The following is a 20916-nucleotide window of genomic DNA, read 5'->3' on the forward strand; positions in this document are numbered from 1 at the left end:
CCGTCAGTTCCGCAGCGGCTTGCCGGTCTTCAGCATGTGCGCGATGCGGGCCTGGGTCTTTTCCTGCTGGGCCAGTTCGACGAAGTGCTTGCGCTCCAGGGTCAGCAGCCACTCTTCGTCCACCAGGGTGCCGCGGTCGACCTTGCCGCCGCACAGCACGGTGGCGATGCGCTCGGCGATCTCGTAGTCGTACGGGCTGATGAAGCGGCCTTCCAGCATGTTGACCAGCATCATCTTGAAGGTGGCGATACCCACGTCACCGGCGACCTGGATGCGGCGTGCCGGCAGCGGCGGGCGGTAGCCCGCTTCTGCCAGGGCGCGTGCTTCGGCCTTGGCGATATGCAGGGCCTCGTAGCTGTTGAACACCACCTTGTCGGTGCTGCGCAGCAGGCCCAGCTCCTTGGCGTTGACCGCCGAGTTGGACACCTTGGCCATCGCCACGGTCTCGAAGGTCTTCTTCAGTTCGGCGAAAACGTCGCCGCCCGGGCCTGCGGCCTGCGAGGCACGCACGGCCAGTTCCTTCAGGCCGCCACCGGCCGGCAGCAGGCCGACGCCGGCTTCGACCAGGCCGATGTAGCTTTCCAGGAAGGCAACGGTCTTGGCGCTGTGCATCTGGAACTCGCAGCCGCCGCCCAGGGCCAGGCCACGCACGGCGGCCACCACCGGCACCAGGGAGTACTTGATGCGCTGGCTGGTGTGCTGGAAGTTGGCGACCATTTCTTCGAACTGGTCGACCTTGCCGGCCTGCAGCAGGCCCAGTGCACCGGCAAGGTCGGCACCGGCGGAGAAGGGTTCCTTCTGCTGCCAGATCACCAGGCCCTGGAAGTCCTTCTCGGCGCGGCTGACGCATTCCTGCAGGCCGTCCAGCACCTGGTCGGAGACGGTGTTCATCTTGGTCTTGAAACTGACCACCGCGATGCCATCGCCGTCGTGCCACATGCGCAGGCCGTCGTTCTCGAACACGGTTTCGCCCGGAGCGAACTGCTCGCCCAGCAGCGGATCCGGGAAGCGCTGGCGCTGGTACACCGCCAGCGACGAACGCGGCAGCTTGGCGTTGCGCGAAGGGCTGTAGCTGCCTTCGGCGGCGTGCACGCCGTCGCGGCCATCGAACACCCAGTCCGGCAGCGGGGCGTTGCTCATGCTCTTGCCGGCGACGATGTCATCGGCGATCCACTGTGCCACCTGCTTCCAGCCCGCGGCCTGCCAGGTCTCGAACGGGCCCAGCGACCAGCCGTAACCCCAGCGGATGGCCAGGTCGACGTCGCGCGCGGTCTCGGCGATGTCGGCCAGGTGGTAGGCGCTGTAGTGGAACAGGTCGCGGAAGGTCGCCCACAGGAACTGCGCCTGCGGGTGCTGGCTCTCGCGCAGCTTGGCGAACTTCTCGGCCGGGTTCTTGATCTTCAGGATCTCGACCACCTCCGGTGCGGCGGTGCGGTCGGCCGGACGGTAGTCCTGCTTCTCCAGATCCAGTACCACGATGTCCTTGCCGACCTTGCGGAAGATGCCGGCGCCGGTCTTCTGGCCCAGCGCGCCCTTGGAAATCAGCGCGTCCAGCCACTTCGGCGACTTGAAGAATTCATGCCACGGGTCATTCGGCAGGGTGTCGCCCATGGTCTTGATGACGTGGGCCATGGTGTCCAGGCCGACCACGTCGGAGGTGCGGTAGGTGGCCGACTTCGGGCGGCCGACCAGCGGGCCAGTCAGGCCGTCCACTTCATCGAAGCCCAGGCCGAACTGCTGGGTGTGGTGGATGGTGGACAGGATCGAGAACACGCCGATGCGGTTGCCGATGAAGTTCGGGGTGTCCTTGGCGTACACCACGCCCTTGCCCAGGGTGGTGACCAGGAACTCTTCCAGTCCTTCGAGCACGGCGGCATCGGTGGTGGTGGCCGGGATCAGCTCGGCCAGGTGCATGTAGCGCGGCGGGTTGAAGAAGTGCACGCCGCAGAAGCGGTGGCGCAGCTGTTCGGGCAGCACGTCGGCCAGCTTGTTGATGCCCAGGCCCGAGGTGTTGGAGGCCAGCACCGCGTGGTCGGCCACGAACGGCGCAATCTTCTTGTACAGGTCCTGCTTCCAGTCCATGCGCTCGGCGATGGCCTCGATGATCAGGTCGCAGTCCTTCAGCTGCTCCAGGCCGGAGTCGTAATTGGCCGGGGTGATGGCTTCGGCCAGCGACTTGCTGGCCAGCGGCGCCGGGCTCAGCTTGCCCAGGTTGGCGATCGCCTTCAGCACGATGCCATCGGCCGGACCTTCCTTCGCAGGCAGGTCGAACAGCACGGTGTCGACGCCGGCGTTGGTGAGGTGGGCGGCGATCTGGGCACCCATGACGCCGGCACCCAGCACGGCGGCGCGGCGGACTAGCAGGGAATTGGACATGGTGTAGGGCCTTTGTTGGTCAGCAGTTACTGGGTGGAATCAAGGGAAGCGGGCAGGGCGCTGGCGCGTGCGGCGGCGCGGAACCCGGCTTCGGCGAAATGGATCAGTTCGTGGGCGGCATGGGCACGATGCGCCGCTTCGGTGACACCGGCGGGACGCTTGATCAGCCCGAAGTCGGCCATCGCATAGGTCAGCGAGCCGGCCAGGAAGTCGAGGCGCCAGTACAGCTCCTCCTTGCTCAGGTCCGGCACGCACTCGCCGATGGCCTTGCCGAACGCACGCAGCACGTGGCCGTAGTGGTCGGACAGGAACTTGCGCAGGTTGTCGTTCTTCTCGGCGTAGGCACGGGCGATCACGCGCACGAAGGCGCCGCCGTTCTGGCGGTCCTGGGCCAGCGCCAGGGCAGGCTCGACGAAGGCGGCCAGCACCGGGCGCAGTTCGCCCGGGTGCTCCGTGCGGGCGCGTTCCAGCTGCGACAGGCGGGCGCCGGTCATCTCGTCCATGCGGCGGCGGAACACCTCGTTGACCAGGTTTTCCTTGGAGCCGAAGTGGTAGTTGACCGCCGCGATGTTGACGTCGGCCTGGCTGGTCACCTGGCGCAGCGAGGTGCCGGCGAAGCCGTGCTGGGCGAACAGCTCCTCGGCGGCACCGAGGATCCGGTCCTTGGTCGAGAAGTGGGCGGGCTTGGCCATCGGTGGTCGGACCTTAATCAAACGATTGTTTGATACTAGGACCAGACGGTACCGTATGGCATTTTGCAGTGCAGCAAAATCGGCCGACCCGGTCAGATTTCACTCAGGTCGGTGAATGGGGTAGTGCCGGCCGCTGGCCGGCAGCCCCGAGGTTGAATGGCGCCCAATGCCGGCCAGCGGCCGGCACTACCATGCCGCCGCTTTATCTTTTACAATTCGCCTACGTTTATCAGGCTAAGCCCGCGTCCCGACGCGGGTTTTTTTCATGTTACCCTTCGGGCCATCAGCGGCCCGATTCCATTGGAGACATCCCATGGCGCTGGAGCGCACCCTTTCGATCATCAAGCCGGACGCCGTTGCCAAGAACGTCATCGGCGAAATCTACGCCCGCTTCGAGAAGGCCGGCCTGAAGGTCGTGGCCGCCAAGTACAAGCAGCTGTCGCGCCGTGAAGCCGAAGGCTTCTACGCCGTGCACCGCGAGCGTCCGTTCTTCAACGCGCTGGTCGAGTTCATGATCTCCGGCCCGGTGATGATCCAGGCCCTGGAAGGCGAGAACGCCGTCCTGGCCCACCGCGACCTGCTGGGCGCCACCAACCCGAAGGAAGCCGCGCCGGGCACCATCCGCGCCGACTTCGCCGAATCCATCGATGCCAACGCCGCCCACGGCTCGGACTCGGTCGAGAATGCCGCGATTGAGATCGCCTACTTCTTCGCCGCCACCGAAGTCGTTTCGCGCTGAGAGTAATGCCGTGAACGAGGTCGTACAGTCCCCCGCCATCCAGCCGCTGCCGAAGTCGGCACCCACGGCTGGCAAGCAGAACCTGCTCGACCTCGATCGCGCGGGCCTGGAGAAGTTCTTCGTCGAGGTTCTCGGCGAAAAGAAGTTCCGTGCCCATCAGGTGATGAAGTGGATCCACCATCGCTACGTCACCGACTTCGATGAAATGACCGACCTCGGCAAGGTCCTGCGCGCCAAGCTGCAGGCCCATGCCGAGGTGCTGGTTCCCAACATCGTGTTCGACAAGCCCTCCGCCGACGGCACCCACAAGTGGCTGCTGGCGATGGGCGTGGATGGCAAGAACGCCATCGAGACCGTGTACATCCCGGACAAGACCCGCGGCACGCTGTGCGTGTCCTCGCAGGTCGGTTGCGGCCTGAACTGCACGTTCTGCTCCACTGCTACCCAGGGCTTCAACCGCAACCTGACCACCGCCGAGATCATCGGCCAGGTGTGGGTTGCCGCGCGCCACCTGGGCAACGTGCCGCACCAGATGCGCCGCCTCACCAACGTGGTGATGATGGGCATGGGCGAGCCGCTGATGAATTTCGACAACGTCGTGCGCGCCATGAGCGTGATGCGCGACGACCTTGGCTACGGCCTGGCCAACAAGCGCGTGACCCTGTCGACCTCCGGCCTGGTGCCGCAGATCGACCGCCTGTCTGCCGAAAGCGACGTGTCGCTGGCGGTGTCGCTGCATGCGCCGAACGACGCGCTGCGCGAGACCCTGGTGCCGCTCAACAAGAAGTACCCGATCGCCGAGCTGATGGCCTCGTGCGCACGCTACCTGCGCGCCAACAAGCGCCGCGAATCGGTCACCTTCGAATACACCCTGATGAAGGGCATCAACGACAAGCCCGAGCATGCCCGCGAGCTGGCCCGCCTGATGCGCCAGTTCGACAACGCGGTGCAGGCCAAGGATTCGGGCAAGGTCAACCTGATCCCCTTCAACCCGTTCCCGGGTACCCGCTACGAGCGTTCGGAAGAGGCGCACATCCGCGCCTTCCAGAAGATCCTGCTCGACAGCAACGTGCTGACCATGGTCCGCCGTACCCGTGGCGACGACATCGACGCCGCCTGTGGCCAGCTCAAGGGCCAGGTGATGGACCGCACCCGCCGCCAGGCGGAGTTCAACAAGACGCTGCAGGCGGGGAAGGGGAGCGATGCCGCGGCCTGACCGCCTCTGGCTGGTTCTGCTCGCAGGCACGCTGGCCCTCGCGGTCGGCGGCTGCAAATCCCATCCCAAGGCCAAGCTTGGCCCGAGCGAGGCGCCGGTCTACTCCGTCCGTGATCCGGAAGGGGTGCGGCAGCAGGTGCGCTGGCAGGAATTGCTGACCCTGGCCGGCCGCGACATCCAGGGCGGCAATCTCGATGCTGCCGAGCGCAAGGCGCGCGAAGCCCAGAAGCTGGTGCCGACGGCCCCCGACGGCCTGGTCCTGCTTGCGGGCATCGACGAGCGTCGCGGTCGCAGCCAGCAGGCCGGCGAGAACTTCCGCAAGGCTGCCGAGCTGGCGCCGCAACGTGGCGACGTGCTCAACAACTATGGTGCCTGGCTGTGCCAACAGGGCCACGCGGCCGAATCGCTGGTGTGGTTCGATCGTGCCCAGCGGGCGCCGGGCAATCCCGCCGTCGCCGAAGCGCAGTCCAATGCCGGCAGCTGTGCGCTGGATGCAGGCCAGTTCGAGCGTGCCGAGCGCGACCTGCGCGCGGCGCTGTCGGCGCTGCCGGGAAACCCGGTCGCGCTGGAGGCCATGGCCCAGCTCAGCTTCCGCCAGGGCCGCTACATGGAGGCCCGGGCCTTCGCCGAACGTAGGATTGCGGCTGCACCCGCAACGCGTTCCGTGTTACAACTTGCGTCTCAAATCGAAGCGCGGCTGGGTGATCGGGCGGCATCTGACCGCTATCTTCAGCGCATTCGACAGGAATTTCCGCAGGAAGCGGGCTCCTAACTCCAGGGTTGATGCATTGTGATTGATGACCAGACTGTGAGCGCTCTCGAGACTGCGGCCGGCTGCGGCACCCGCCTGCGCCAGGCCCGTGAAGCGGCCGGACTGACCCTTGAGGATGTCGGCTCGCGCCTGCGCATGCCGGTCCAGGTGGTCAGGTCGCTGGAGGAAGAGCAGTGGCAGAAGCTGGGCGCGCCCGTCTTCGTGCGCGGCCAGTTGCGCAGCTACGCGCGCCTGCTCGACGTCGATGTGAGCCAGCTGCTGGAGCAGGCCCAGGTGGGCCCTGTCGTGCCGCCCACCCTGGTCAGCCATACCCATACCCCGCGTGCGCGCCGCATTGCCGAGAATCTCGGCCGGCGCGTGCTGTACGTCGGCATCACCGCCGTGCTGGCCGTGCCGGTGTGGTTCGCCACCCGCGGCCATTTCGATGGCAGCGCCACGCCGTCGCCGAACACGGCCTCGCTGGACGCAATCCCGGCCGCTGTGCCGGTGGCCCCGTCCGCTGCGGGTGTCGAGCCGGCAGCCCCGGCTGAAGTCGCGAGTGCCCCGGCCAGCAAGCCGGCCGCAACCCCGTATGTCGCTTCGCTGTCCCCGGTGCCGCGTTCGGCACCCGCTGCGCCCGCAGCCGCCAATACGCTGGAGATGCAGTTCAGCGGCGACAGCTGGGTCGACATCGGCGGCCCGGACGGCAGCACCGTCGAGAAGGCGCTGATCAGGTCCGGCGAAACCCGCAGCTTCACGCCGGGCCAGGTGACCCGGGTGACCCTGGGCAACGCCTCGGCGGTCCAGGTTCAGCAGAACGGCGCTATCGTCGATCTGACCCCCTACCAGCGAGCCAACGTGGCACGCTTTCAGGTATCCTCTGAAGGCTCCGTGGTCCCAGTTTCGCACTGAGGCGCGGTTTCACCACCTTCGATAATCCCAATGGTCCCTCCCGATGGGCGGGGCGAGAGTACGCATGGCGATCGACGATCTGCTCGACGAGCACGAACAAAGTGAACGCGTCCGCAGCTGGCTGCGGAAGAATGGCGCCAGCATCCTCGGTGGCGTAGTCATCGCCATCGGTGCCATTGCCGGCTGGCAGTGGTACCAGAAGGATCAGGGCGGCAAGCTGGCCTCGGCCAACGTGGAATACCAGAAGGCCCTGGTCGGTCTTCAGCAGAACAAGCTCGACGACGCTGCCAAGGCAGTGAAGGCGCTCGAAGCGGGCCCGTCCAGCATCTATGGCGACCTCGCGGCGCTGCAGCTGGCCAAGGCCCAGGTCGACGCCGGCAAGAACGAAGAAGCGCTGGCCACCCTGCGCGCCGTGAAGGTCGAAAGCGACCTGCAGCGCGTGGTCGACCAGCGTGTGGCCCGCCTGCTGGTGGCCACCGGCAAGAGCGACGAGGCGATCAAGCTGCTGGGCAGCGCCACTGACAGCAGCAGCCTGGAAATCCATGGCGATGCGCTGATGGCGCAGGGCAAGCGCGATGACGCCCGCGCACAGTACGAGAAGGCGCTGAAGTCGCTGGACGTGGCAGCGCCGCAGCGGCGCCTGCTGGAAACCAAGGTTATGGATGCCGGCGGCACGGTCGCCGCCCCTGCGGAGTCGGTTTGATGAGTCAGAAGGTCATGATCACCCGCGTCGCCACCGTGCTCCTGATGGGCATGGCCCTGACCGGCTGCAGCACCATGAAGGGCTGGTTCGCCGGCAAGGACGCGGCGGCGAAGAAGGCCCAGGAGCCGGCTGAGCTGGTCAAGTTCGAGCCGAGCGTGAAGGTCAACAAGATCTGGTCGGTCAACCTTGGCAAGGGTGAGCGCCGCATCGGCGTGCGCCAGGGCCCGGCGGTCGCCAACGGCCATGTGTTCGCTGCGGCGATCACCGGTGGCGTGCACGCCATCGACCTGCAGACCGGCAAGAAGGTCTGGACCTGGGAGCCGCAGAAGGAAAAGAAGAAGCCGAAGCTGCGCCTGTCCGGTGGCCCGGGTGTCGGTGAGAACCTGGTCGTGATCGGCACGCTGGATGGCCAGGTCATTGCCCTGGACATCAACGATGGCAGCGAGAAGTGGCGCGCCCGTGTTCCGGGTGAGGTCATTGCCGCGCCGGCCGTGGCCCAGGGCCTGGTGTTCGTGCGCAGCAATGACGGCCGCGTCACCGCGTTCGATGCCGGCAATGGCACCCAGAAGTGGTTCAACCCGAGCGAACTGCCGGCGCTGACCGTGCGCGGCAACGCACCGGTGGTCACCGGTCCGGGCGTGCTGTTCATCGGCAAGGACGAAGGCGCGGTTGCCGCGCTGGCCATGCAGGATGGGCGTACCCTGTGGGAACAGAACCTTGGCAACGGCGAAGGCCGTACCGAGCTGGACCGCATGGCCGATGTCGACGGTGCCCCGGTGCTGGAGGGCAACACCCTCTTCGTGAGCAGCTTCAAGAACCAGACCATGGCCATCGAAGGCCCGACCGGTCGCCCGCTGTGGGCGCGCGACCATGGCGGTGCAGGTGGCGTGGCGGTGTCGTCGGGCAATGTGTTCGTCACCGACAACAAGGGTGGCGTGTTCGGCCTGGACAAGGCGACCGGCGCTGCCATGTGGTCGCAGACCGAGCTGGCGCGTCGTTCGCTGACCGGCCCGGCGCTGCACGGTGATTACGTGGTCGTCGGCGACTACAAGGGATACGTGCACTGGTTGAAGACCTCCGATGGTGCGATGGCGGCACGGGCGAAGAGCGGCGGTGACGCCCTGCTGGCCCAGCCGGTCGTCGTCGACGGGGTGCTGCTGGTGCAGAACGTGGATGGCAAGCTGACCGCCTTCCGGTTGGCAAATTAAAAATTGGAGTAATCGCGATGCTGCCTCTGGTCGCCCTGGTTGGACGGCCGAATGTCGGCAAGTCGACTATTTTCAATGCGCTTACACGCACCCGCGACGCGCTGGTCCATGACCAGCCCGGCGTCACCCGTGACCGCAACTACGGCGTCTGCCGCCTCGACGAGGACAACCATTTCCTCGTCGTGGATACCGGCGGTATCGCCGGGGAAGACGAAGGCCTGGCTGGTGCCACCACGCGTCAGGCCCGGGCTGCGGCGGCCGAAGCCGATCTGATCCTGTTCGTCGTCGACGCCCGCGAGGGCACCTCGGCGCTGGACGACGAGATCCTGGCCTGGCTGCGCAAGCTGTCGCGGCCGACGCTGCTGCTGATCAACAAGATCGACGGCACCGACGAGGACAGCGTGCGGTCGGAATTCGCCCGTTACGGCTTCGGCGAGATGCTGACCGTCTCGGCCGCGCATCGCCAGGGCCTGGACGACCTGCTGGACGAAGTGATCCAGCGCCTGCCGGAAGAAGGCAGCGGCGAAGAGCTGGACAACGATCCGAACCGTATCCGCATCGCCTTCGTCGGACGTCCGAACGTGGGCAAGTCGACCCTGGTCAACCGCATCCTCGGCGAGGAGCGCATGATCGCCTCCGACGTGCCGGGCACCACCCGCGACTCGATCGCGGTGGACCTGGAGCGCGACGGACGTGAGTACCGCCTGATCGACACCGCCGGCCTGCGCCGCCGTTCGCGCGTGGACGAGGTCGTCGAGAAGTTCTCGGTGGTCAAGACCATGCAGTCGATCGAGCAGTGCCAGGTCGCCGTGCTGATGCTGGACGCCACCGAAGGCGTGACCGACCAGGACGCCACCGTGCTCGGTGCCGTGCTCGATGCCGGCCGCGCGCTGGTGATCGCCATCAACAAGTGGGATGGCCTGACCGAGTACCAGCGCGAACAGGCTGAAACCATGCTGTCGCTGAAGCTGGGCTTCGTGCCGTGGGCCGAATCGGTGCGCATTTCGGCCAAGCACGGCTCGGGCCTGCGCGAGCTGTTCCGTGCGGTGCACCGCGCGCACGAATCGGCGAACAAGACCTTCACCACCAGCGAAGTGAACAAGGCGCTGGAAGTGGCGTACGAGACCAACCCGCCGCCGACCATCCGCGGCCACGTCTCCAAGCTGCGCTACGTGCACCCGGCCGGTTCCAACCCGCCGACCTTCATCGTGCACGGCACGCGCCTGAAGGAACTGCAGGAGTCGTACAAGCGCTACCTGGAGAACTTCTTCCGCAAGCGCTTCAAGCTGATCGGTACGCCGGTGAGCTTCATCTTCCGCGAGGGCACCAACCCGTACGAGGGCAAGAAGAACGTCCTCACCGAGCGGCAGGTCAAGGCCAAGCGGCGCTTGATGAAGCACGTCAAGGGCAAGTGATTCACGGGAAGGCGGCCGCAGGGCCGCCTTTCTTGTCTGTGGTAGTGCCGGCCGCTGGCCGGCAACCTCGCGTCGTCCGGTGCGTTCATGGCCATGCCGGCCAGCGGCCGGCACTACCCCATGTTTGCAGGTATCGGTCAAGGCGGCCTGCCGCCACGTGCGTGATAATGCGGCCATGAGCATCCAAGAGTTTTCCCCCGCACAGGCACGCGAGCGCCTGGCCCATGGCGCGGTGCTGATCGATGTGCGCGAAGCGCACGAACGGGCCGGCGGCATGGCCGAGGGCGCGCGTGGCGTGGCCAAGGGCGAGCTGCAGGCCGACCCGGCCACGCATCTGCCGCGGCGCGACCAGGAGATCCTGCTGATCTGCCAGAGCGGCAAGCGCTCGGCCGATGCCGCACAGTTCCTGCTGGAGGCCGGCTACACAAACGTCGCTTCCGTGACGGGCGGTACCGTGGCCTGGCGCGAGCAGTCGCTGCCCTTGGTGCAGCCGCTGGCCAGCGCCGCCGACCGCGATTTCTTTGATCGCTATTCGCGGCATCTGCTGCTGCCAAAGGTGGGCGAGGCCGGCCAGCGTCGTCTGCAGCAGTCGCGCGTGCTGGTGCTGGGTGCGGGCGGACTGGGCGCACCGGCCGGCTTCTATCTGGCCGCGGCCGGGGTGGGGCACCTGCGTTTCGCCGACCACGACCGCGTCGAGCGCAGCAACCTGCACCGGCAGATCGTGCATACCGAAGCCAGTGTCGGCCAGCTCAAGGTCGATTCCGCGCGCGAGCGGTTGCTGGCGCTGAACCCGTCGATCGAGGTCGAGGCGGTGCCCGAGCGGGTCACCTCCGACAACGTGGATGCGCTGCTGGAGGGAGTGGACGTGGTGCTGGATGGGTCGGACAACTTCCCGCTGCGCTACCTGCTCAACGACGCCTGCATCAAGCACGCCAAGCCGCTGGTGTATGCCGCCATCGAGCGCTTCGATGGCCAGGTAAGCGTGTTTGACGCCGGCCGCCAGCGCGGCGTGGCGCCGTGCTACCGCTGCCTGTTCCCCGAGCCGCCGCCGCCGGAGTTCGCGCCGAACTGCTCCGAGGCCGGTGTGCTGGGCGTGCTGCCCGGGCTGGCTGGTGTGCTGCAGGCCACCGAGGTGCTGAAGCTGCTGCTGGGCATCGGCGAGCCGCTGGTCGGCCGCCTGCTGCGCTTCGACGCGCTGGGCATGCGCTTCCGCGAGACCGGCATCCGGCCGGACCCGCACTGCCCGGTGTGCGCGCCGGACGTGCCATTCCCGGGGTATATCGATTACGCCGCGTTCTGCCGGGGTGGGTGAGGCTGGCCGGGAATGCCTTGGTAGATGCCGACCTTGGTCGGCGTTTTCGTGCCAACCAAAGTTGGCACCTACCGAAGCGGATGCATGGTTGGCACCCACCGACGCGGATGCATGGTTTCGGGATGATGCTGGGGGTAGCTCCCTACATCGTTCCACCTCCAAGACAATCCGGCGCAACATGCGTGCTATTGCCGTCATCGGCATTGCTCTATTGTTGAACCCGATTCTGGATCTTGGGGAAAACACCGCATGGCGGTAGAAGCAGCGACCAGCGAGCTGGTCAAGGTCGTCGCCCTGTTGGGCGCGGCGGTGGTGATGGTGCCTTTGTTCCGTCGGGCCGGCCTGGGCTCGGTGCTGGGCTACTTCGCCGCCGGCCTGGCGATCGGACCGTTCGGGCTGGGCTGGTTCTCCGACCCGCAGGCGATCCTGCATACCGCCGAGCTCGGCGTGGTGATGTTCCTGTTCGTGATCGGCCTGGAAATGCGGCCCTCGCACCTGTGGAGCCTGCGCAAGGAAATCTTCGGGCTGGGCACGCTGCAGATCGTCACCTGCGCGCTGGTGCTGACCAGCATCGCCAAGCTGTTCGGCCTGCCCTGGCAGGTGGCCTTCATCGGTGCCACCGGCTTCGTGCTCACCTCCACCGCGGTGGTGATGCAGCTGCTGGCCGAGCGTGGCGACATCGCGCTGCCGTCGGGGCAGAAGATCGTCTCCATCCTGCTGTTCGAAGACCTGCTGATCGTGCCGTTGCTGGCGCTGGTGGCCTGGATGGGCCCGAGCGCGGGCAGCGCCGATGGCGAGGGTTCGCGCTGGCTGTCGGTGGCGATCGGCGTCGGTGCAATCGTCGGCCTGGTGCTGGTCGGCCGCTTCCTGCTCAACCCGCTGTTCCGCGTGCTGGCCGAATCGAAGGCGCGCGAGGTGATGACCGCTGCCGCGCTGCTGGTGGTGCTGGGTGCGGCGCTGCTGATGCAGCTGTCCGGCCTGTCGATGGCGATGGGCGCGTTCCTGGCCGGCGTGCTGCTGAGCGAGTCGACCTTCCGCCACCAGATTGAAGCGGACATCGAACCGTTCCGCGGCATCCTGCTCGGCCTGTTCTTCCTCAGCGTGGGCATGGCGCTGGACCTGGGCGTGGTGGCGGGCAACTGGCAGCTGATCCTCGGCCTGGTGCTGGCGTTGATGGCGGCCAAGGCGCTGTGCATCTACGTGGTCGCGCGCATCATGGGCAGCGACCACGCGCAGGCGCTGGACCGCGGCGTGCTGATGGCGCAGGGCGGCGAGTTCGCCTTCGTGCTGTTCTCCGCCGCCGCATCGGCCGGCGTGATCAACCTGGAGATCAATGCCAACTTCACCGCCGTGGTGGTGCTGTCGATGGCGCTGACCCCGCTGGTGGTGCTGCTCTACAAGCGCATCGCACCGAAGCCGACGGTGAACATGGACGGCGTGGACGAGGCCGACGGCCTGTCCGGCAGCGTGCTGCTGATCGGTTTCGGCCGCTTCGGCCAGGTCGCCAGCCAGTCGCTGCTGGCGCGCGACGTGGACGTGACCATCATCGACAACGATGTGGAGATGATCCAGAGCGCCGCGCGGTTCGGTTTCAAGATCTACTACGGTGATGGCACGCGTCTGGACGTGCTGCATGCCTCGGGTGCCGCCACTGCGCGCGCGATTGCGGTGTGCGTGGACAAGGCCGAGGCGGCTGATCGCATTGTTGAACTGGTGGCGCATGAGTTCCCGCAGGCCAAGCTGATGGTGCGCTCGTTCGATCGCGAGCATTCGCTGCGGCTGATCCATGCCGGTGTCGATTTCCAGATCCGCGAGACGTTTGAATCGGCGGTGCTGTTCGGCCAGGCCGCACTGGTGGAACTGGGTGCGGACGAGGACGATGCGGTGGAAATTGCCGAGCAGATCCGTCGCCGCGATGCCGAGCGTTTTGAGCTGGAAATCGCCGGTGGTGGTCTGAATGCCGGTGCGCGGATGATCTATGGCAACGCGCCGCAGGGCGTGCCGACGCCGACGCCGTTCACCGCGCCGAAGCGCGAGAGCAAGACGCTGAACCCGCAGGATGTGCCGGAAGAGGAAGAGTAAAGCCCGGTCGTGCCGGCCGCTGGCCGGCAGATACGGAAACGTTTCGACGTCATGCGGTTGCCGGCCAGCGGCCGGCACTACCGTGTGGGGAATTGCCGGAGCCGGTGGTTGGTAGTGCCGGCCGCTGGCCGGCGGATACGGAAACGTTCCGACGTCATGGGGTTGCCGGCCAGCGGCCGGCACTACCGGTGCGCGGAGTCGGCGCACGGCGGTGGGCGAGGGGGCCTGAATCGGGGACAATAGCGTCCCCGCCGCCCCACGCCCGCTCCCGATGACCGATTCCGCCTCCCAGCATCCTGCCCGCATCCTTGATGGCCGCCGCATCGCCGAGGACCTGCTCGACAGCCTGAAGGTGCGCGTCGACGCTCGCGTGGCCGCCGGTGGCAGCCGTCCGGGCCTGGCCGTGGTGCTGGTGGGCGGCGACCCGGCCTCGACCGTGTACGTGCGCAACAAGCGCCGTGCCGCCGAGAAGGTCGGCATCGAAGCGCATGACTACGATCTGCCGGCCGGTACCACCGAGGCCGAGCTGCTCGACCTGATCGACCAGCTCAACGCCGATCCGAAGATCAACGGCATCCTGATCCAGCTGCCGCTGCCGGGCATCCCCGACGCGCGCCGGCTGATCCAGCGCATCGACCCGCGCAAGGACGTGGACGGCTTCCACCCGGAAAACGTCGGCCACCTGGCCCTGCGCGAGTTCGGCCTGCGCCCGTGCACCCCGCGCGGCATCACCACGCTGCTGGGCCACACCGACCAGCCGGTGCGTGGCCGCAACGCTACCATCGTCGGCGTCAGCAACCACGTCGGCCGCCCGATGGGCCTGGAGCTGCTGATTGCCGGCTGCACCGTGACCAGCTGCCACAAGTTCACCCCCAAGGACGTGCTGGAACAGGCCGTGCGCAACGCCGACATCCTGGTGGTGGCGGTGGGCCGCCCGGGCATCGTGCCGGGCGAGTGGGTGAAGCCGGGCGCGGTGGTGATCGACGTGGGTATCAATCGGCTGGATGACGGCCGCCTGGTGGGCGACGTTGGGTTTGAGGCGGCCGCCCAGCGGGCGAGCTGGATCACCCCGGTGCCGGGCGGCGTGGGCCCGATGACCGTGGCCACGTTGATGCAGAACACCCTGGAAGCCGCGGAAGCGCTGAGCTGACCTTTGGGGCGGGTGCCGACTGTTGGCCTGCTCCTGGTAGGTGCCAACCTTGGTTGGCACACATCCATCGGGGCCATCGGCCCATCTGGGGTGCCGGTGCCGGACGCATCGTGCCAACCAAGGTTGGCACCTACCCAAGGCAATCCAAGGTGGCTTGGGCCCCCGGCATGACCCACTCCTGGTGGGTGCCAACCTTGGTTGGCACAAACACGCAGAGGCCTTGGTCCCATCTGGGGTGCCGGTGCCGGACGGATCGTGCCAACCAAGGTTGGCACCTACCCAAGGCAATCCAAGGTGGCTTGGGCCCCCCGGCATGACCCGCTCCTGGTGGGTGCCAACCTTGGTTGGCACAAACAGGCAGAGGCCTTGGCCCCATCTGGGGTCCTGGTGCCGGATGGATAGTGCCAACCAAGGTTGGCACCCACCCAAGCCGCCCTGAACCAATCGCCGCCGGCGCGACACTGCGTCGCATCTACCCCCTGCCACGCGGCGCGAAAAAGGGGTAAAATGTCGCGCTTCCCCACATCTCGGGTATGCCGATGCTGCGCATCCAGGCTGAAGCACTCACTTACGACGACGTCTCGCTCGTCCCCGCCCACTCGACCATCCTGCCCAAGGACGTCAACCTCGAAACGCGGTTGACCCGAGACCTGAAGCTGAAGCTTCCGATCCTGTCCGCCGCGATGGATACCGTCACCGAAGCCCGCCTGGCCATCGCCATGGCCCAGCTCGGCGGCATGGGCATCATCCACAAGAATCTCAGCCTGGAACAGCAGGCCGCGGAAGTGGCCAAGGTCAAGAAGTTCGAGGCCGGTGTCATCCGCGACCCGATCACCGTCGGCCCGGAAACCACCATCCGCGACGTGCTGGCCCTGACCCAGGCGCACAACATCTCCGGCGTGCCGGTGGTGGGCAGCGACGGCCAGCTGGCCGGCATCGTGACCCACCGCGACATGCGCTTCGAGACCGAGCTGGACGATCCGGTCCGCCACATCATGACCAAGAAGGATCGCCTGATCACGGTCAAGGAAGGCGCCGCCAGCGACGAAGTGCTGCAGCTGCTGCACCGCAACCGCATCGAAAAGGTGCTGGTGGTCAACGATTCGTTCGAACTGCGTGGCCTGATCACCGTCAAGGACATCCAGAAGAACACCGACTTCCCGAACGCTGCCAAGGATCTGTCGACCCGCCTGCTGGTCGGCGCTGCCGTCGGCGTGGGTGGCGATACCGATCGCCGCGTGGAAGCGCTGGTCGCCGCCGGCGTGGACGTGATCGTGGTCGATACCGCGCACGGCCACTCGCAGGGCGTGCTGGACCGCGTCAGCTGGGTCAAGAAGAACTTCCCGAACGTGCAGGTCATCGGTGGCAACATCTGCACCGGCGAAGCCGCACTGGCGCTGCTGGACAGCGGCGCGGACGCCGTCAAGGTCGGCATCGGCCCGGGCTCGATCTGCACCACCCGCGTCGTCGCCGGCGTCGGCGTGCCGCAGGTCACCGCCATTGATCTGGTGGCCGAAGCGCTGCAGGACCGCATCCCGCTGATCGCCGACGGTGGCATCCGCTACTCTGGCGACATCGGCAAGGCGCTGGCCGCCGGTGCCTCGACCATCATGGTCGGCGGCCTGCTGGCCGGTACCGAGGAATCGCCGGGCGAGACCGAGCTGTACCAGGGCCGTTCGTACAAGAGCTACCGCGGCATGGGTTCGCTGGCTGCCATGGAGAAGGGGTCGAAGGACCGCTACTTCCAGGACGCCGCCACCGCCGACAAGCTGGTGCCGGAAGGCATCGAAGGCCGCGTGCCGTACCGCGGCCCGGTGGGCGGCATCATCCACCAGCTGATGGGCGGCCTGCGCGCCACCATGGGCTACGTGGGCTGCGCCACCATTGAAGACATGCGCAGCAAGCCCAAGTTCGTGAAGATCAGCGGCGCCGGCCAGCGTGAGAGCCACGTCCACGACGTGACGATCACCAAAGAGCCGCCGAACTACCGCGCCTGACGCGGGCCGAGCAAAGAGGAACGGGGAAGCACTTCCCGTTCCTCTTTCTCCATCTGCCGCCGTAAATCTGATTTCGTTTTCCCTACTGCATTGCCGGGGCGCCATGACCAACATCCATAACGACAAGATCCTCATCCTCGATTTCGGCGCGCAGTACACGCAGCTGATCGCCCGCCGCATCCGCGAGCTGGGCGTCTACTGCGAAATCTGGGCGTGGGACCACAACCCGGCCGAGATCGCCGCGTTCGGCGCCAAGGGCATCATCCTGTCCGGTGGCCCGGAATCGACCACGCTGCCGGGTGCCCCGGCCGCGCCGCAGGAAGTGTTCGACAGCGGCCTGCCGATCTTCGGCATCTGCTACGGCATGCAGACCCTGGCTGCGCAGCTGGGCGGTGCCACCGAAGCGGCGGACCAGCGCGAATTCGGCCACGCCGAAGTGAACGTGATCAACCCCGATGCGCTGTTCAAGGGCCTGAGCGACCACGGCGGCGAGCCGAAGTTGAATGTCTGGATGAGCCACGGCGACCACGTCTCCGTTGCACCGCCGGGCTTCACCATCACCGCCACCACCGACCGCATTCCGGTGGCCGCCATGGCCAACGAAGAGAAGCGCTGGTACGGCGTGCAGTTCCACCCGGAAGTGACCCACACCCTGCAGGGCCAGGCGCTGCTGCGCCGCTTCGTGGTGGATGTGTGCGGCTGCCAGACCCTGTGGACTGCCGCCAACATCATCGACGACCAGATCGCCCGCGTGCGCGAACAGGTGGGCGATGACGAAGTGATCCTGGGCCTGTCCGGCGGCGTCGATTCGTCCGTGGTGGCTGCGCTGCTGCACAAGGCCATCGGCGAGAAGCTGACTTGCGTGTTCGTGGATACCGGCCTGCTGCGCTGGCAGGAAGGCGACCAGGTGATGGCGATGTTCGCCGAGCACATGGGCGTGAAGGTGGTGCGCGTGAATGCCGCCGACCGTTACTTCGCCGCGCTGGAAGGCGTGAGCGACCCGGAAGCCAAGCGCAAGATCATCGGCAACCTGTTCGTTGAGATCTTCGACGAAGAGTCGAACAAGCTGAAGAACGCCAAGTGGCTGGCGCAGGGCACCATCTACCCGGACGTGATCGAGTCGGCCGGCAGCAAGACCGGCAAGGCGCATGTGATCAAGAGCCACCACAACGTGGGCGGCCTGCCGGAGCACATGAAGCTGGGCCTGGTGGAGCCGCTGCGCGAGCTGTTCAAGGACGAAGTGCGCCGCCTGGGCGTTGAGCTGGGCCTGCCGCGCACCATGGTCTATCGGCATCCGTTCCCGGGCCCGGGCCTGGGCGTGCGTATCCTGGGCGAAGTGAAGCGCGAATACGCCGAGCTGCTGGCCAAGGCCGATGCCATCTTCATTGATGAGCTGCGCAAGGCGGATCTGTACGACAAGACCAGCCAGGCGTTTGCCGTGTTCCTGCCGGTGAAGTCGGTGGGCGTGGTGGGCGATGCGCGCGCTTATGAGTGGGTGATTGCGCTGCGGGCGGTGGAGACGATTGACTTCATGACGGCGCATTGGGCGCATCTGCCGTATGAGTTCCTGGGTACGGTGAGCAACCGGATCATCAATGAGTTGCGGGGGGTGTCGCGGGTTGTCTATGACATCTCTGGGAAGCCGCCGGCTACCATCGAGTGGGAGTGAGTTTACGTCCTTCGAGGACTATCGCTAGCTATCGAAAATCTGCCGTAAAGCATTGATCTCAAGGGAGAAGTGTCGCAGCAGCTATCGGTGGCTATCGCCGGCCAGCAGAACAAGTTGACGGTAAAGCTGACGGTAAGAATCGAGGCAAGATCAGGACATTCCCGTTCACTATTCGGACTTTTATCGTCATTGACGGTAAAAATCTTCTCGGAAAAGCTTGTTTTACGGGGCTTTTCGGGCATCAGCAGGTCTCCAGGTCCCTGACGGTAAATCCTGACGGTAAATACGTCAGAACCGGAGGAAACCTCGATGCTGACCGAGACTGCACTGCGCAACCTGAAGCCTAAGTCCAAGACTTATAAGGCTTCTGACCGAGACGGAATGTATGTGACGGTATCGCCCAGCGGTACCGTCACCTTCCGCTACGACTATCGTCTCAACGGTCGCCGCGAGACGCTGACCCTCGGACGCTATGGCTCTGACGGTATTTCGCTGGCGATGGCGCGCGAACTATTGCTCGATGCGCGCAAGACCGTCCTCAAAGGCATCTCGCCCTCGCTCGAAAAGCAACGCGAGAAACGCCGGGTGCTCGCCATCAAGACCTTCGGCGCGGCGATGGAAACGTGGTTCGTCAACGCCCGTTTGGCTGACAGCACGCGTGCCATGCGCAAGCACATCATCGACCGGGACATCCTGCCGGTCTTCCAGAACCGTCTGCTGACCGAAATTGAGGCCGAAGACCTGCGGGCCTTGTGCAACAAGGTCAAAGACCGTGGGGCGCCCGCCACCGCGGTTCAGATCCGCGACATCGTGAAGCAGGTCTATGTCTACGCCATCGCTCAGGGCGAAAAGGTGGAGAACCCCGCCAACAGCGTGGGCGCGGCCTCGATCGCCACCTTCGTGCCCAAGGATCGCGCCTTGTCACCGACGGAAATCCGGCTGATGGTGCAGGAGATGGAATCGGTGGCGACCTATCCGACCATCAAGCTGGCGCTGCGCTTGATCCTGCTGACGCTGGTACGCAAGAGCGAGCTCATTCAGGCCACCTGGGATGAGGTCGATTTCGAGAGCAAGACTTGGACGATTCCGAAGCAGCGGATGAAGGGGCGCAATCCGCATGTGGTCTATCTCTCGCGCCAGGCGCTCGACATCTTCGTGACGCTGCATGCCTGCGCGGCCGGCTCACGATTTGTTTTCCCGTCCCGCTATGACGCCGAGCGGTGCATGTCCAACGCCACCTTGAATCGTGTCACGCGACTCGTGGTAGAGGCGGCAAAGACCAAGGGGCTACCGCTTCAGCCGTTCACCGTCCACGACCTGCGCCGCACCGGCTCGACGCTGTTGAACGAAATCGGCTTCAACCGCGACTGGATCGAGAAGTGCCTGGCACACGAGGATGGACGTTCCTCGCGCTCGGTCTACAACAAGGCCGAGTACGCCGACCAGCGGCGCCACATGCTGCAGGAGTGGGCCAACATGGTCGATGCGTGGGGAGAGGGGCAGTCCTATGTGCCGAAGCTGGGGCCGGCAAACGTGGTGGCGCCGGCGTTGAGCGCAATCGCATAGGAGGGCTGCATCGCCTTGCGGCGCGTCGTAGACAACCGCACCACGCATCGCCAGCAGCTCGAGGCTGACGGCGATGCCCAGGAGTAGCGATGGAATACACCTTCACTCTGAAACACCAGCTCGCCGAAGACGACCGCGCTGCGGATGCGCTGGTCGAGCGCCTGGGCGAAGCCGGCTGTGATGATGCTTTGGTCGGCATCGTGCAGCCGGGTCGGCTGGCGCTGGAGTTCACCCGCGAGGCGGCTGATGCGGATGAGACTGTGCGCAGCGTGCTGGCAGATGTGCGCGCTGCCGTTCCTTCGGCTCGGCTGATCGAGGTGGCGCCGGATCTGGTTGGGTTGATCGACGTGGCCGATATCGTGGGCGTGTCGCGGCAGAACGTGCGCAAGCTGAGGCTCGCCTATCCGGGCAGCTTTCCGGCGCCGGTGCATGAGGGCCGCGCGTCGATTTGGCACCAGGCGGAGAAGTGCGCTGTCGATCTCAACCCTCGCTCGAACCCTCCCGGACAGGGCGGGTTTTTCGTAGGTGGACATCTGGCTTGGAGACGGCGCCCCGACGGGCTTGCTTGCGCTGCTCGATCCACGCTTCCACTTCGGCCAAGTCCCACACGACGCAGCGTGGCGTCAGGTTGAAGCGCTGCGGGAACTCGCCACGGCGCTCCATTTCATAGATCGTCGTTTCGGCCAATGGGACGATCTGCCGCAGTTCCTGGCGGCGGATGGTACGCCGAAAGGGAAGGGGACTGCGTTTCGGGAACTGCGGTAATGCGTCGTAGGCTTCCGTTCTCGGCAGGGGAAGCGCATTGGACGTTTGCGATAGCTGTTCCACCTCGAACTCCATCAGTATGCTGCATGGAGACATGGTGAAGTTCAGCTCCTATAGGAACAACTTGCTGCGGGGTAGTGCAGCGCATTCAACGGCCGTTGCTCAGGCGGCGTCGCAAGGTGCGGCCAGTGATAAGCCCAAGGTGCAATCGGAATCGGTGGGGTCACCCAAGGTCCGCCACCAGCGCCCTCCATTGCCCTACCATTCAATACGAATTTAGTTTACTGCGTATGGTTTAACCGGCGGCGAGGAGGCGTTGCGGGCCGCCGTCGATGGCGGGACCATAGGAACCAGTACATCCGG

16 protein-coding genes and 1 pseudogene are annotated in these 20916 nt (G+C 66.0%); 14 read left to right on the forward strand and 3 right to left on the reverse strand.

Going from position 1 to position 20916, the window contains the following annotated elements:
• Window positions 1-3 precede the first annotated feature (3 nt).
• Both AC5P68_RS08055 and AC5P68_RS08060 read right to left on the reverse strand, forming a co-directional pair.
• Window positions 4-2376: a 3-hydroxyacyl-CoA dehydrogenase/enoyl-CoA hydratase family protein gene (locus AC5P68_RS08055; RefSeq protein ID WP_495216651.1), complete on the reverse strand. Its 2373-nt coding sequence runs from the start codon at window positions 2374-2376 to the stop codon at window positions 4-6.
• Between the two features lie 26 nt (window positions 2377-2402).
• Window positions 2403-3068: a TetR/AcrR family transcriptional regulator gene (locus AC5P68_RS08060; RefSeq protein WP_111172590.1), complete on the reverse strand. Its 666-nt coding sequence runs from the start codon at window positions 3066-3068 to the stop codon at window positions 2403-2405.
• Between the two features lie 313 nt (window positions 3069-3381).
• On the opposite strand from AC5P68_RS08060, the gene ndk reads away from it, so the two are divergent.
• The 14 genes from ndk to AC5P68_RS08130 all read left to right on the forward strand — a co-directional run bounded on the left by ndk (window position 3382) and on the right by AC5P68_RS08130 (window position 20420).
• Window positions 3382-3807 carry a nucleoside-diphosphate kinase gene (ndk, locus tag AC5P68_RS08065; RefSeq protein ID WP_005409295.1) on the forward strand — a complete coding sequence of 142 codons (426 nt, stop codon included), beginning with the start codon at window positions 3382-3384 and terminating at the stop codon, window positions 3805-3807.
• Window positions 3808-3817: 10 nt separating this feature from the next.
• Window positions 3818-5023 (forward strand): dual-specificity RNA methyltransferase RlmN, encoded by a 1206-nt coding sequence (gene rlmN / locus AC5P68_RS08070; protein ID WP_005409296.1) that lies wholly within the window; start codon window positions 3818-3820, stop codon window positions 5021-5023.
• Window positions 5010-5795 carry a tetratricopeptide repeat protein gene (locus AC5P68_RS08075; RefSeq protein ID WP_033834899.1) on the forward strand — a complete coding sequence of 262 codons (786 nt, stop codon included), beginning with the start codon at window positions 5010-5012 and terminating at the stop codon, window positions 5793-5795. Before rlmN ends, AC5P68_RS08075 begins: the two co-directional genes overlap by 14 nt.
• Window positions 5796-5813: 18 nt before the next feature.
• The gene (locus AC5P68_RS08080) at window positions 5814-6686 is read left to right on the forward strand and encodes a RodZ domain-containing protein (RefSeq protein ID WP_033834898.1); all 873 of its coding nucleotides are present in this window, start codon (window positions 5814-5816) and stop codon (window positions 6684-6686) included.
• A 64-nt stretch (window positions 6687-6750) separates the two neighbouring features.
• Entirely contained in the window at window positions 6751-7389 is a 639-nt protein-coding gene (locus AC5P68_RS08085) for a YfgM family protein (protein WP_033834897.1), read from the forward strand.
• Window positions 7389-8597 carry an outer membrane protein assembly factor BamB gene (gene bamB / locus AC5P68_RS08090; RefSeq protein ID WP_184013906.1) on the forward strand — a complete coding sequence of 403 codons (1209 nt, stop codon included), beginning with the start codon at window positions 7389-7391 and terminating at the stop codon, window positions 8595-8597. The genes AC5P68_RS08085 and bamB overlap by 1 nt, the downstream gene beginning before the upstream one ends.
• Window positions 8598-8614: 17 nt before the next feature.
• Window positions 8615-10012, forward strand: a complete 1398-nt coding sequence (gene der / locus AC5P68_RS08095) for a ribosome biogenesis GTPase Der (protein ID WP_005413118.1) — start codon at window positions 8615-8617, stop codon at window positions 10010-10012.
• A gap of 175 nt (window positions 10013-10187) precedes the next feature.
• Complete coding sequence (gene moeB, locus AC5P68_RS08100; RefSeq protein WP_111172589.1) at window positions 10188-11324, forward strand: molybdopterin-synthase adenylyltransferase MoeB; 1137 nt, start codon at window positions 10188-10190, stop codon at window positions 11322-11324.
• A gap of 249 nt (window positions 11325-11573) precedes the next feature.
• Entirely contained in the window at window positions 11574-13406 is a 1833-nt protein-coding gene (locus tag AC5P68_RS08105; RefSeq protein WP_049430944.1) for a monovalent cation:proton antiporter-2 (CPA2) family protein, read from the forward strand.
• 271 nt (window positions 13407-13677) lie between these two features.
• Window positions 13678-14556, forward strand: coding sequence for a bifunctional methylenetetrahydrofolate dehydrogenase/methenyltetrahydrofolate cyclohydrolase FolD (gene folD, locus AC5P68_RS08110; protein ID WP_005413112.1), 879 nt, complete (start codon window positions 13678-13680; stop codon window positions 14554-14556).
• A gap of 539 nt (window positions 14557-15095) precedes the next feature.
• Window positions 15096-16553 (forward strand): IMP dehydrogenase, encoded by a 1458-nt coding sequence (gene guaB, locus AC5P68_RS08115; RefSeq protein ID WP_005416248.1) that lies wholly within the window; start codon window positions 15096-15098, stop codon window positions 16551-16553.
• Between the two features lie 103 nt (window positions 16554-16656).
• Complete coding sequence (gene guaA / locus AC5P68_RS08120) at window positions 16657-18222, forward strand: glutamine-hydrolyzing GMP synthase (protein WP_005413109.1); 1566 nt, start codon at window positions 16657-16659, stop codon at window positions 18220-18222.
• Window positions 18223-18531: 309 nt separating this feature from the next.
• Window positions 18532-19788, forward strand: a complete 1257-nt coding sequence (locus tag AC5P68_RS08125; RefSeq protein WP_495216655.1) for a tyrosine-type recombinase/integrase — start codon at window positions 18532-18534, stop codon at window positions 19786-19788.
• An 89-nt stretch (window positions 19789-19877) separates the two neighbouring features.
• Complete coding sequence (locus AC5P68_RS08130) at window positions 19878-20420, forward strand: helix-turn-helix transcriptional regulator (protein WP_495216656.1); 543 nt, start codon at window positions 19878-19880, stop codon at window positions 20418-20420.
• On the opposite strand, the pseudogene AC5P68_RS08135 reads toward AC5P68_RS08130, so the two are convergent.
• A pseudogene (locus AC5P68_RS08135) lies at window positions 20416-20649 on the reverse strand (helix-turn-helix transcriptional regulator); the annotation flags it as partial. The gene AC5P68_RS08130 and the pseudogene AC5P68_RS08135 overlap by 5 nt on opposite strands.
• Window positions 20650-20916 lie beyond the last annotated feature (267 nt).

The sequence above is a fragment of the Stenotrophomonas sp. YJH_SMC_58 genome (genome assembly GCF_059369635.1).